Source organism: Lutimaribacter degradans, from assembly GCF_023703375.1.
In the GTDB taxonomy this organism is placed as follows: domain Bacteria; phylum Pseudomonadota; class Alphaproteobacteria; order Rhodobacterales; family Rhodobacteraceae; genus Lutimaribacter; species Lutimaribacter degradans.
Genome location: NZ_JAMQGO010000001.1, coordinates 482,654 through 495,430 on the forward strand (window position 1 = coordinate 482,654; position 12,777 = coordinate 495,430).

13 protein-coding genes are annotated in these 12,777 nt (G+C 64.6%); 6 read left to right on the forward strand and 7 right to left on the reverse strand.

Annotation, left to right across the window (positions count from 1 at the left end):
- The first annotated feature begins 109 nt into the window (after positions 1–109).
- Genes ccmA through M8744_RS02395 form a run of 5 tightly spaced genes read left to right on the forward strand, consistent with a single transcriptional unit; the run spans position 110 to position 2,850 of the window.
- Positions 110–727, forward strand: coding sequence for a heme ABC exporter ATP-binding protein CcmA (ccmA, locus tag M8744_RS02375; protein ID WP_251408821.1), 618 nt, complete (start codon positions 110–112; stop codon positions 725–727).
- Positions 724–1,380 (forward strand): heme exporter protein CcmB, encoded by a 657-nt coding sequence (gene ccmB, locus M8744_RS02380; protein WP_251408824.1) that lies wholly within the window; start codon positions 724–726, stop codon positions 1,378–1,380. Before ccmA ends, ccmB begins: the two co-directional genes overlap by 4 nt.
- Positions 1,381–1,428: 48 nt before the next feature.
- Complete coding sequence (locus M8744_RS02385; RefSeq protein WP_251408827.1) at positions 1,429–2,160, forward strand: heme ABC transporter permease; 732 nt, start codon at positions 1,429–1,431, stop codon at positions 2,158–2,160.
- The gene (ccmD, locus tag M8744_RS02390) at positions 2,157–2,315 is read left to right on the forward strand and encodes a heme exporter protein CcmD (protein WP_251408830.1); all 159 of its coding nucleotides are present in this window, start codon (positions 2,157–2,159) and stop codon (positions 2,313–2,315) included. The genes M8744_RS02385 and ccmD overlap by 4 nt, the downstream gene beginning before the upstream one ends.
- Entirely contained in the window at positions 2,308–2,850 is a 543-nt protein-coding gene (locus M8744_RS02395; RefSeq protein ID WP_251408833.1) for a DsbE family thiol:disulfide interchange protein, read from the forward strand. The genes ccmD and M8744_RS02395 overlap by 8 nt, the downstream gene beginning before the upstream one ends.
- 159 nt (positions 2,851–3,009) lie before the next feature.
- Here the strand turns inward: M8744_RS02395 and acnA are convergent, their stop codons facing one another.
- Positions 3,010–5,760, reverse strand: a complete 2,751-nt coding sequence (acnA, locus tag M8744_RS02400; protein ID WP_251408836.1) for an aconitate hydratase AcnA — start codon at positions 5,758–5,760, stop codon at positions 3,010–3,012.
- A 204-nt stretch (positions 5,761–5,964) separates the two neighbouring features.
- On the opposite strand from acnA, the gene M8744_RS02405 reads away from it, so the two are divergent.
- Complete coding sequence (locus M8744_RS02405) at positions 5,965–6,678, forward strand: DUF1223 domain-containing protein (protein WP_251408839.1); 714 nt, start codon at positions 5,965–5,967, stop codon at positions 6,676–6,678.
- A gap of 4 nt (positions 6,679–6,682) precedes the next feature.
- On the opposite strand, the gene M8744_RS02410 is transcribed toward M8744_RS02405, so the two are convergent.
- The 6 genes from M8744_RS02410 to M8744_RS02435 all read right to left on the reverse strand — a co-directional run bounded on the left by M8744_RS02410 (position 6,683) and on the right by M8744_RS02435 (position 12,645).
- Positions 6,683–7,555 (reverse strand): lysophospholipid acyltransferase family protein, encoded by an 873-nt coding sequence (locus M8744_RS02410; RefSeq protein WP_251410013.1) that lies wholly within the window; start codon positions 7,553–7,555, stop codon positions 6,683–6,685.
- A 26-nt stretch (positions 7,556–7,581) separates the two neighbouring features.
- Positions 7,582–8,460: a DMT family transporter gene (locus M8744_RS02415; protein ID WP_251408842.1), complete on the reverse strand. Its 879-nt coding sequence runs from the start codon at positions 8,458–8,460 to the stop codon at positions 7,582–7,584.
- A gap of 77 nt (positions 8,461–8,537) precedes the next feature.
- Positions 8,538–9,605, reverse strand: coding sequence for a flagellar motor switch protein FliG (locus M8744_RS02420; RefSeq protein ID WP_251408845.1), 1,068 nt, complete (start codon positions 9,603–9,605; stop codon positions 8,538–8,540).
- Between the two features lie 71 nt (positions 9,606–9,676).
- Complete coding sequence (locus M8744_RS02425; RefSeq protein ID WP_251408848.1) at positions 9,677–9,835, reverse strand: carbohydrate-binding module family 14 protein; 159 nt, start codon at positions 9,833–9,835, stop codon at positions 9,677–9,679.
- Positions 9,836–9,978: 143 nt separating this feature from the next.
- Positions 9,979–11,286, reverse strand: coding sequence for an adenylosuccinate lyase (gene purB / locus M8744_RS02430; RefSeq protein WP_251408851.1), 1,308 nt, complete (start codon positions 11,284–11,286; stop codon positions 9,979–9,981).
- Positions 11,287–11,433: 147 nt separating this feature from the next.
- Positions 11,434–12,645: a bifunctional alpha/beta hydrolase/OsmC family protein gene (locus M8744_RS02435; RefSeq protein ID WP_251408854.1), complete on the reverse strand. Its 1,212-nt coding sequence runs from the start codon at positions 12,643–12,645 to the stop codon at positions 11,434–11,436.
- Between the last annotated feature and the right edge of the window lie 132 nt (positions 12,646–12,777).

Consider the following 12,777-nt stretch of genomic DNA (forward strand, 5'->3'; position numbering starts at 1 on the left):
AGGCGGGTGTGCTGGTCTTTGACCTTTTCGACGCGTCCCCGAGAGCGCAAGAGCGGTCTGCGCCGCCTTGTCGCTTTGCCTTGGCCGCGGGATGGGGTAAGCGGGCTGCATGGATTTGCATGTAACAGACTTGGCCGTCGCGCGCGGCGGCGTACCCGTTCTGGAGGGCGTGAGCTTTACCGTCGCGTCGGGCGAGGCGCTGGTTCTGCGCGGGCCCAACGGCATCGGCAAGACCACGCTGTTGCGCACGGTGGCCGGCCTGCAGCCGCCGCTGGCCGGAACCGTCGGGCTGGACCGCGAGGCGATGGCCTATGCCGGGCATTCCGATGGCATCAAGGCCACGTTGAGCGTGCGCGAGAACCTGACATTCTGGGCCGATGTCTTTGCCACCGACCGCGTGGACGCGGCGCTGGCGGCGTTCGAACTGCGGCCGCTGGCCGACCGCCTGGCGGGGAACCTGTCGGCCGGGCAGAAGCGGCGGCTGGGCCTGGCGCGGATGGTGGTGACGGGGCGGCCGGTCTGGGTGATGGACGAGCCCACCGTGTCGCTCGACGTGAATGCAGTGGCGATGTTCGCGGCCGCGGTGCGCGCGCACCTGGCCGAGGGGGGAATGGCGCTGCTGGCCACGCATATCGAGCTTGGCCTGGCCGAGGCGCGGCTGCTGGAACTGGGCGGGTTCCGCGCAAAGGCCCCCGCCGCCGACGATTTCGATGGAGCGTTCCTGTGAAGGCCCTGCTGATACGCGATTTGCGCCTTGGCACGCGGGCGGGCGGCGGGTTTGGCCTGGGCTTGGCGTTTTTCCTGATCGTGGTGGTCCTGGTGCCCTTCGGCGTCGGCCCCGAGACCGGGCGCCTTGCCGCGATCGCGCCGGGCATCTTGTGGCTGGGGGCGCTTTTGGCTTGCCTGTTGTCGCTGGACCGCATCTTTGCGCTGGATTGGGAAGATGGCAGCCTGGACCTGCTGGTAACCTCGCCCCTGCCGATGGAAGCCGCGGTCAGCATCAAGGCGCTGGCGCATTGGCTGACCACGGGGCTGCCGCTGGTTCTGGCGGCGCCGGTTCTGGGCGTGCTGCTGAGCCTGCCGTTCGAGGGCTATGCCCCGCTTATCCTGTCGTTGCTGTTGGGCACGCCGGCGTTGAGCGTGGTGGGCACTTTCGGCGCGGCGTTGACCGTGGGTCTCAAGCGGGGCGGGCTGTTGATGAGCCTGCTGGTGCTGCCACTTTACGTGCCAACGCTGATTTTCGGGGCCGAGGCCGCGCGGCGCGGCGCAGAGGGCATGGACAATGGCACGCCCTTGTTGATGCTGGCCGGGATCACCTGCGGCACCATCGCGCTTTTGCCTTTTGCGTCGGCTGCGGTATTGCGGGTGAACCTGCGGTGACACAGATGTGACTTGCGCGCCCACGGTGCGCGGGTAGGAGAGGAAAAGATGGCGTCGATCTGGCAATATGCGAACCCCAAGAAGTTCATCCAAACCACGGACAGGGTGCTGCCGTGGATTTCCGGCATGGCGGTGGTTTGCCTGGCCGTGGGGCTGATCTGGGGCTTTTTCTTCACGCCCGAGGATTTCCGGCAGGGATCGACCGTCAAGATCATCTACCTGCACGTGCCAAGCGCGCTGATGGCGATCAACGCGTGGCTGATGATGCTGGTCGCCTCGCTGATCTGGATCGTGCGGCGCCACCATGTGAGCGCGCTGGCCGCGCGCGCCGCCGCCCCGATCGGCGCGGTGATGACGGTGATCGCGCTGGCCACCGGCGCGATCTGGGGACAGCCCATGTGGGGCACCTGGTGGGCGTGGGACCCGCGGTTGACCTCGTTCCTGATCCTGTTCCTGTTCTACCTGGGCTACATGGCGCTGTGGGCGGCGATCGAGAATGACGACACTGCCGCCGATCTGACCAGCGTGCTGTGCCTTGTCGGGTCGGTCTTTGCGCTGCTGTCACGCTACGCGGTGAATTTCTGGAACCAGGGGCTCCACCAGGGGGCTTCGTTGAGCCTGGACAAGGAAAAGAACGTGGCCGACGTGTTCTATCATCCGCTGCTGGTCAGCATCGCGGGTTTCGTGCTTTTGTTCATCGCGCTGGTTTTCCTGCGTACCCAGACCGAAATCCGCGCGCGCCGGATGCGCGCCTTGTTGGCACGGGAGCGTCTGCAATGATGCCTGAGCTTGGAAAATACGCCGAGGCGGTTCTGTCGTCCTACGCGGTGTCGATCGTGCTGCTGGTGGCGCTGGTCGCCATGTCGGTAATGCGCGCGCGCCGCGTGCGCGCCGAACTGGACGAGGTCGAGAAACGGATACGTCGCAATGGGTAACCTGAAACCGATGATGCTGGCACCGCCGCTGATTTTCGCGGCGCTGGCGGTGATGTTCTATGTTGGCATGGGCCGCGAAGACCCCGACCAGTTGCCAACCGCACTGGCGGGCCGCGCGGCCCCGGCGGTGGCGATGACCCCGCTGGAGGGCAAGCCTGGTTTTGGCGATGCCGACCTGCGCAGCGGCGAGGTCGTTTTGGTAAATTACTGGGCCAGCTGGTGCGCGCCCTGCCGGGTTGAGCATCCGAACCTCGAGCAACTGGCGCAGCAGGGGGTGACGATCTATGGCGTCAATTACAAGGACAAGCCCGGCAACGCGTTGAAATTTCTGGAAGAGCTGGGTGATCCCTACACGGCGATCGGCGCTGACGCGCAGGGGCGCATGGCGCTGGACTGGGGTGTTTACGGCGTGCCCGAAACCTATGTGATCGATGGCAACGGCGTGATCGTGGCGCGCCATGCCGGGCCCGTCACCCAGCGGGTGATGGAGACAACGCTGATGCCGGCCATCGAGGCGGCGCGCGCCGGCAACTGAGCCTGGAGGGCACGCGGCGCTGTTGGCTGCGCCAGGGCGCGCCCCGCCAGCCATCCCGCAAGGGGTGGGGCTCGGGCGCACCGGAAACCGGCGGGTTGCAGGCAAGCGAAAAGGGGCGCCCGTTCGGGGCGCCCCTTGCATGGCCCGGTTTCGGTGCGATCAGGCCGCGGATTTGGCCAGGTTGCGCAATACGAAATGCAGCACGCCGCCGTTTTCCACGTATTCCTTTTCCACCGCCGTATCGATCCGGCATTTCAGCGTGATCGTCTTGACCGTGCCGTCGGCATAGGTGATTTCGCACGGCACCTCGTCTTGCGGGCTGACATTGTCGAGGCCGCTGATCGACACGGTTTCATCGCCGGTCAGACCCAGGGTCGTGCGTGTGTCACCGCCGGTGAACTCGAAGGGGATGACCCCCATGCCCACCAGGTTCGACCGGTGGATGCGTTCGAAATTCTCGGCGATCACCGCCTTGACGCCCAGCAGGTTGGTGCCTTTTGCCGCCCAGTCGCGGCTGGAGCCGGCGCCGTATTGCTCGCCCCCGAACACCACCAGCGGCGTGCCCTGTTCCTGGTAGGCCATCGAGGCGTCGTAGATCGAGGTCTGCTGCCCGTCGGGCCCCTTGGTATAGCCGCCTTCGACGCCGTGCAGCATCTCGTTCTTGATGCGGATATTGGCGAAGGTGCCGCGCATCATCACCTCGTGGTTGCCACGGCGGGAACCGTAGGAGTTGAACTCGCGCACGGGCACCTGGTGCTCGGTCAGGTACTTGCCCGCCGGCGTGTCGGGTTTGAAGCTGCCCGCCGGGCTGATGTGGTCGGTGGTGACCATGTCACCCAGAACCGCGAGGATGCGGGCGCCCTCGATGTTGCTGATGGTGCCGGCATCGCGGCCCATGCCCTGGAAATAGGGCGGGTTCTGGATATAGGTCGAGGCGGCCGGCCAGTCATAGGTCTCGCCCTCGGAGGTTTCGACCGCCTGCCATTTCTCGTCGCCCTTGAAGACGTCGGCATATTTCGAGCGGAACGCCTCGCGGGTGACGGTTTGCTCGACCAGGTCGGCGATTTCCTTTTGGGTGGGCCAGATGTCTTTCAAGTAGACGGGGTTGCCGTTCCTGTCTTCGCCCAGCGGTTGGGTCGTGAGGTCGACATTCATGTCGCCGGCCAGCGCATAGGCCACCACCAGCGGCGGCGAGGCCAGGTAGTTGGCGCGCACATCCGGGCTGATCCGGCCTTCGAAGTTGCGATTGCCCGACAGCACCGAACAGGCAACGATATCGCCCTCGGCGATGGCTTCGGAAATCTCGGGCTGGATCGGCCCCGAGTTGCCGATGCACGTGGTGCAGCCGTAGCCCACCAAGTTGAAGCCGATGGCGTCCAGGTCCTCTTGCAGGCCGGCGGCCTCGAGGTACTGGCTGACCACCTGGCTGCCAGGAGCCAGCGATGTCTTGACCCAGGGCTTGCGGTTCAGGCCCAGTTCACGCGCCTTGCGGGCCACCAGGCCGGCGCCGATCATCACGTAGGGGTTCGAGGTGTTGGTGCACGAGGTGATCGAGGCGATCACGACCGAGCCATCCTTGATCTCGTAGTCCTCGCCCTTGACGGGGTACGATTTGCGCGGGTCGATCAGCGCGTCGGGCGTGGGGCCCTCGGCGGCCATTTCGTTGGCGGCGCGGCCCTCGTCCTCGCCGCGGTATTCGGCAACCACGTTGAAAAAGCTTTGCGCGGCCTGCGTCAGCGGCGTGTGATCCTGCGGGCGCTTGGGGCCGGAAACGGCCGGCACCACGTCGCCCATGTCCAGCTCCAGCGTGTCGGTATAGACCGGGTCGTAATCCGCCGCGCGCCAGAAACCGTTTTCCTTGGCATAAGCTTCGACCAGGGCGATCCGGTCTTCGTCGCGGCCGGTCTGGCGAAGGTAGCGCAGGGTTTCATCGTCGATCGGGAAAAAGCCGCAGGTTGCACCGTATTCGGGGGCCATGTTCGCGATCGTCGCGCGGTCGGCCAGCGGCAGGTGATCCAGCCCCTCACCGTAGAACTCAACGAACTTGCCGACAACGCCCTTTTGGCGCAGCAGCTGCACGACCTTCAGCACCAGGTCGGTGGCGGTTGTGCCTTCTGTCATGGCACCCGTCAGCTTGAAGCCGACGACCTCGGGGATCAGCATCGACACGGGCTGGCCCAGCATCGCGGCCTCGGCCTCGATGCCGCCCACGCCCCAGCCCAGCACGGCCAGGCCGTTGACCATGGTGGTGTGGCTGTCGGTGCCTACCAGCGTGTCGGGGTAGGCCACGGTTTCGCCGTTCTGGTCCTGGTCGGTCCAGACGGTTTGCGACAGGTATTCAAGGTTCACCTGGTGGCAGATGCCGGTGCCCGGCGGCACCACCCGGAAATTGTTGAACGCGCCCTGGCCCCATTTCAGGAACTGGTAACGTTCCATGTTGCGCTCGTACTCGCGGTCCACGTTCATCTGGAAGGCGCGGGGGTTGCCGAACTCGTCGATCATGACCGAGTGGTCGATGACCAGGTCGACGGGGTTCAACGGGTTGATCTTTTGTGCGTCGCCCCCCAGCGCCTTGATGCCGTCGCGCATTGCGGCCAGGTCGACCACGGCGGGAACGCCGGTGAAATCCTGCATCAGCACGCGCGCCGGGCGATAGGCGATTTCGCGGGGGTTCTTGCCGCCCTTGGCTGCCCATTCGGCAAAGGCCTTGATGTCGTCGACGCTGACGGTCTTGCCATCCTCGAAGCGCAGCATGTTCTCAAGCACCACCTTCAGCGCGGCGGGCAGCTTGGAAAAATCACCAAGGCCGGCGGCCTCGGCGGCGGGAATCGAGTAATAGGCAACGCTTTGGTCGCCGACGGTCAGGGTCTTGCGGGTCTTGGCGGTGTCTTGTCCGACAGTGATGGGCATATGCGCCTCCGTGCTCTTGGCGAAAACTTGGCTGGCTTGCTTCTGCCGCATCGGGGGGACCCGATCAAGAGGGGATGCGGTAAAATGTATACCATTGCACACAAAAAACGGCGAAAAGCTGTCACCTTGCTCTCGCAAAGGCTTGATTGGTTATTTCAGATGCTTTTGCCTAATGTCGCGCAAGCAGGCAACTATGGGATTGGCATGAGACTGACGTTAAAAGCTTTCGCGGTCGCGGCACTGGCCGCGCTGGGGGCTACGGGTGCCTCGGCGCAATCATCCGAACACCCTGTCGTGGTTGAACTGTTCACCTCGCAGGGGTGTTCATCCTGCCCGCCCGCCGACAAGCTGCTGAAAGAACTGTCGGCCCGCGACGATGTCATCGCGCTGGCGTTGCATGTCGATTACTGGGACTACATCGGCTGGAAAGACGTGTTCGCCGATCCGCGCTTTTCCGCCCGGCAAAAGGCCTATGCCGTGGCCGGGGGGCGGCGCAGCGTCTACACGCCGCAAATGATCATAGATGGCAGCGATCACGTGGTGGGTACCCATCCGATGGACGTGGCCGACCTGATCGGCGCCCATGCCGAGCGCGCGCGGCCCGTCCAGCTTAACCTGAGCCGCAACAGCAACGGCGACCTGCGCATAGAAGCCCACGCCACGACGGCGGCACGCACGGATTTCGTTGTGCAACTCGTGCGCTACCTTCCCGAGAAAACGGTGGAAATCACCCGCGGCGAAAACACGGGCAAGCGCCTGACCTATTCCAATATCGTGGATGAATGGGAACAACTGGCAGAATGGGACGGGCACACCCCCCTGACGCTCAGCGTGCCGGCGCCGGGCAATCACCCGGCGGTGGTCTTGATCCAGCGCAAGGGGCCGGGCCCGATCGAGGCGGCGGCGATTCTGCGCTAACCTGTCAGGGTGCGGTGTCGCCGGCGTTCTTCCAGCGGCGGTGTATCCAGAACCATTGATCCATGTGCGCGCGTACCAGCGCCTCAAGCCGGTCATTGACCTCTTGCGTCATGGTCCTGGCATCCGAATGCGGTATGGGGGCCTCCAAACGCACGATGAAATCCAACCCGTTCGGCTGCCGGATCGAAAAGGTGGGGATCAGCAGAGCGTCGTATTTCAGGGCCAACTCCGCGGTCACCAGCGATGTGCGCGCCGGCTTGCCGAAAAAAATGAGTTCAGGCGCTTCGTAGACGTGCAGGTCGGTCAGCACACCCAGAACGCCCCCCGCCTTTAGATGCTTGACCATCTGCACCATGCCGCGCCGCCCCTGTTCGAACATCGGCGTGCCTATGGCGCTGATCGAGCGCACGTAATGGGCGTTGAAATAGGGGTTGCGCATTCGCCGGTAAAGCGAGCCCATGTCATGCCCGCGCGCGATCAGTGCCGCGCGGGCCACGTCGTAATTGCCGAAATGGGCCGTCACCAGTATCACCGGGCGTCCCGTGGCGCGGGCGTCCTCCAATGCCTGCAACCCCGGCCCCTCGATCGGGGCGCGGGCGGCACGCGTGACGAATTCTTCCCCCGAATAGATCTCGATCAGGGTGCGCCCGGCATTGTTCGGTACCGCGCGGGCCAGGCGCGACACCTCGGCCCTTGGAAGGTCGGGCCGCACATGGGCCAGGTTGTCGCGCACCCGGCGGCGCCAGCCGGCAAGCGGTGCGATCACCCGCGCGGCCAGCCAACCCATCAGCGGCACGCGCCGATTATAAGGCAGCGCCAGTGCCAGCCCGAAAAACCCGCGCAGGGCGAGGTTCGTCACGAAATAGCGCAGTCGCATGCGCAGGGGGGGCGTGTCAGGCAAGGTCATGACCGGTCAGGGGCTTGTTTTCCGAATGTTTCGCGATACCAGACATAAATACCCGCCACCACGATCAACAGGGCGCCAAGGATTGTCCAGAGATCGGGAAACTCGTCAAAGAACAAGATACCCCAGATCGTTGCGAACAACAGGCCGGCATAGGCAAACGGCGCCAGCATGCTGGCCTCGCCAAGCCCCAACGCCTTGATCAGGCACAGTTGCGACAAGGTGCCGAAAAGCGCCAGCATCGCCATCAGGCGCCATCCGGCGGGGCCGGGCGATTGCCAGTAAAAGGGCACGATGACGCTGAAGATGACCGCCCCGAACAGCGCCGTGTATAACAGCGAGGTCCACGGGCTTTCGTTGCGGCCGACAAAGCGCGTGGTGATGTTGTAGGCTGAATAACTGACCGCGGCCACCAACGGCAGGATCGCGTAGGGGGAAAACACGTCCGATCCGGGGCGGATGATGATCAGCGCCCCCACCAGCGATACGGCGATGCCGACGGCGCGCCGCATTCCGATCTTTTCGTTCAGAAACAGGGCCGCCCCAAGGGTTATCAGAACCGGGTTGATATCCATGATCGCCGTGGCTTCGGCCAGGCCGATATTGGCCACGCCGAAGAAAAAGAAAGTGGTACCGAACATCAGGAAAACCGAACGCGCCAGTTGCAGCCACGGGTAGCGTGTGCGCGCCACGGTGGCCAGGCGCGGCGCCACCAGGATCAGAACCACCGTCGCCTGGCCCGCGTACCGCGCCCATATCGCCGGAACCGGCCCGGTATGGCGGGCCAGTTCCTTGGCGGTGGCATCCATCGCCGAGAAAAAGAAAATCGCGGTGATCATCAGCGCGATGGCCTGACCGTTCGGGCCGATCCGTGTCATCGCGCGCTGGATTGAATTGTTGGCGTCATGCCCCACGCTTTACGGGGCCGGGCCGGGGCTGTCCAGCCGGTGGGCTGTCAGCTCTCTTCCTCTTCCTCGGAGGCGAGCAAGGTGATTTCACCGGCATCTTCAAGGCGGCGGATGGTGGCGATGACGGCGTTTTGTGCCTCTTCTCCGGGTTTTTGCCTGACAGGGGGCAGCTCGGCCATCTCGTCTCGCAGGCCGTCGGCCATGCGTTTCGATATATTTTCCAGCAAATGCGCGGCCGCGGCCTGGTTCGGGCCGTCAAGGTCGGTCGAAAAACGCAGCGCGGTCAGCAAGATGGGCTGGTCGACGCTGCGCAGGATACCGGGCACATCGATGGGGGCAACGCGCTGCGGGATGTCGGGAAAGGTAAAGATGACCTTGCGCACCTGGTCTGCAAAGGCGCTGTCATCCTGGGCCAATCCATCCAGCAGCGCATCGCGCGTGGCGGCGGGCGACAGGTTCAGGATCGCGCCGATGCGCCGCTCGGGCGAAAGGCCGAACGCCTTTTCCGGCGTGTCGTCAAGCTGCGTGGCCAGCGACAGGCCGATGCGGTAGACGGCGTCGGGCGTGACCGCCTCGGTTTGCGAAATCGCGAAGGTCAGCAGCCGCGCACGGTCGCCCGGCAGGGTGCCCAGCAGTTCGGCCGCCTTCGGCGTGTCGAGCTTGGACAGAACGACCGCCGCAACCTCGGTCGCTTCGCGGTCGATCAGGTCTTGGATCTGCGCGACGTCCAGCGCGCGGATCCGGTCCCAGGGATCGCCCAATTGGCGCACCCCGGCCTCGCGCCGCAACCGCGCGGCGGTCTGGTCGCTGATCTTGCCGTCAAGCTCGCTCAGCGCGCCAAGCAGGCCGCGCGGAAAGCTCAACCCGATCTGTTCAAGCTCGTCGGCGAACTCCGCGATTACATCGGCCAGCGTCTTGCGGTCGATCACGCGCATCCGCCCCAATTGCTGGGTCAGCGCGGCTTGCAGGTCGTCGGGCAAACCGGACAAGGTAAGGGGCGCGCCTTCGCTGAGAAGGAAACGCACCACGATGGCCGCCTTCTGGCGGCGGGTCAGGTGCGGCGCCCGCCGTTCAGGGCCGGGCGCCGCTGTCTTGAAAGGCGTCAACTGGGTCATGCCTGTCCCTAACTGGCTGTGGGGGCCAGTTAAGCGTGCAGGCGTAAAGAAACCCTTGTCGCGTTCTCAGATCAGCTGTTGACCTGGGACACGCAGGCTTGGCTTGCGCTGTCCCATACGGTGCCTTCGGCGCAGGACATAGCCTGGTGCGTCTTGTCGGAGCACATGGCCGAGGCCAGCGCCGGCGCGGTGATCAGGGCCAGTGCGGCAAGGGTGGTCTTGATCTTCATGGGTTCTCTCCTGTTGGCTTTTGCAACGGGAAAGAGAGTAGCACGGGTTTCCCCCGCGTCAAAACATGCGCCGGGCGCTTGCCGATTTTCGGCGCAACTTTCGTGCCGAAAGGGCCGGGTCGGCCCGGCAAGCGCCCGTCAATTCAGCACTCGCCGAACACGCGGGTAAAGATCGTGTCGACATGCTTGGTGTGATAGCCAAGGTCGAATTTCTCTTCGATCTCGGCGGGCGACAGCGCGGCGGTCACCTCGTCATCGGCCAGCAACTCGGTCTTGAAATCCTTCCCGTCTTCCCAGACCTTCATCGCGTTGCGCTGCACCAGCCGATAAGCATCTTCGCGGCTGACGCCCGCTTGCGTCAGCGCCAGCAAGACCCGCTGGCTCATCACCAGCCCACGGAACTTGTTCATGTTGGCCAGCATGTTGTCGGGATAGACCACCAGCTTGTCGATCACCTGCGTCAGGCGCGTCAGCGCGAAATCCAGCGTCACGGTGGTGTCGGGCCCGATGCCCCGCTCGACCGAACTGTGCGAGATGTCGCGCTCATGCCAGAGGGCCACGTTCTCCATCGCCGGAATAACCGACATGCGCACCAGCCGTGCAAGGCCGGTCAGGTTCTCGGTCAGCACGGGGTTGCGCTTGTGGGGCATGGCCGAACTGCCTTTCTGCCCTTTGGAGAAGAATTCCTCGGCCTCCAGCACCTCGGTGCGTTGCATGTGGCGAATCTCGATCGCGATATTTTCGATGCTGCTGGCGATCACGCCGAGCGTGGCAAAGAACATGGCGTGCCGGTCGCGCGGGATGACCTGGGTGCTGACGGGTTCGGGTTTGAGCCCCATCATCGAGCAGACATGCGCCTCGACCTGGGGGTCGATATTGGCGAAGGTGCCGACCGCGCCGGAAATCGCACCCGAGGCGATCTCTTCGCGCGCCAATTGAAGGCGCAGGCGGTTGCGGTCCATCTCGGCGTAAAAGCGCGCAAAGGTCAGCCCCATGGTGGTGGGTTCGGCATGAATACCGTGGCTGCGCCCGATGCGCAGGGTCATCTTGTGCTCGAACGCGCGGCGCTTGAGCGCGTCAAGAAGATCATCCATATCGGCCAGCAGGATGTCGGCGGCGCGCGTGAGCTGGATGTTGTAGGTGGTGTCCAGCACATCCGAGCTGGTCATGCCCTGGTGCACGAACCGCGCCTGGTCATTGCCGATGATCTCGGCCAGGTGGGTGAGAAAGGCGATCACGTCATGCTTGGTCACGGCCTCGATCTCGTCGATGCGCGCCACGTCGAACTCGACATCCTTGGCCTTCCAGACGGCTTCGGCGTTTTCCTTGGGGATCACGCCCAGCTCGGCCTGCGCGTCGCAGGCGTGGGCCTCGATCTCGTACCAGATACGAAACTTGGTGGCGGGCTCCCAGATGGCAACCATGTCGGGGCGGGAATAGCGGGGGATCATGTGCAGCGGCCTTTGCTTGGACGTTTCATGCGTGTGCGTCATAACGCCCGGCCCGCGCGGGCACAAGCCAACAAGGCGGTCTGCCGCCGATATCGCCGTTGCCCAAACTGCCGTTTGCACCGGGCAGACAGGCCGGACCGCGCCGCGTCAGGCCAGTTCGGTCTTGACGGACGAGGCGCGTTCGAGCGTGCGGTGCACCGGGCACCGATCGGCGATTTCCAGCAGCCTTGCGCGTTGGTCCTTGTCCAGCTCGCCGTCAAGCCTGATGCGCCGGGTAAAGCGGTCGACCTTGTCGCCCGTGGCACCGCCCGCGTCTTGCGCGTGTACCTTGTCATGGCTGACATCCACCGAGACATGCTCCAACGGCCAGCCCTTGCGGCGCGCATACATGCGGATCGTCATGGAGGTGCAGGCCGCAAGGCCCGCGGCCATGAAGCCGTAGGGCGACATGCCCCGGTTGGTGCCGCCATAGGCCACCGGCTCATCGGCCAGGGCGTGGTGATGCGGGCCGGATTGGATGTCTTGCAAAAAGCCGTTCGCGTCGGCCTCGGAGGCGCGCACGATCCCTTCGGGCGCACCCGGTGGCGGGGTGGGCGCGCGCAGGTTCAGGTATTTCCCGGACCAGGCCGCGATCACGCCGGCGGCATACTCGGCATCCTCGGCCCGGGTGATCAGGTGGTCGGCATCATCCAGCGTGACAAAGCTCTTGGGGTGTTTCTTTGCGGAGAAGATGGCCGTGGCATTGTCGACGCCCACCACGGCGTCGCGCGGGGCGTGCATCACCAAAAGCGCCGCGCGCATCCCTGCCAGCGCCTGGTCGAGCGGCCCGGCGCGTACGTCTTCGATGAATTCGCGGCCGATACAGAACTTTCGCCCGCCCAGATCGACCTCGGCGGCGCCCTGTTCGGCAATCCGGGGCAGGGCGTCGGAGAAATTATGGGTTACGTGGGCCGGATCATGCGGCGCGCCCAGCGTCACAACCGCCTTTACGCTGTCGATCTGGCTGGCCGCGCGGATCACCGCAGCTCCGCCCAGCGAATGACCGATCAGCAGCCCAGGTGCCATGCCGCGCCCTTCAAGGTAATTGGCCGCCCGCAACAGGTCGTCGATATTCGAGCTGAACGAGGTATTGGCGAATTCACCCTCGGAATGGCCCAGCCCGGTGAAATCGAACCGCAATACCGCGATCCCCATGGCCGCAAGGCGCGTGGCGATGCGACGTGCGGCCACGATATCCTTGCCGCAGGTGAAGCAATGGGCAAATAGCGCGGTGGCAAGGTGCGGCCCATCGGGCATGTCCAGCCGCGCTGCAAGGTCGTGCCCGCCATGACCTTCGAAATTGATACGTTCTGTCGTCATGCCTGACCCCTGTGATTGCATCCACGCGGTCAACCTGCGGTGCGGACCAATGGCGCGCAACCCATGTGTCAGCCGCGTCACGCCATGGTGAGCCGGAATGATCACCCGTTGCGCGCCGGGCGCTTGGCAAGA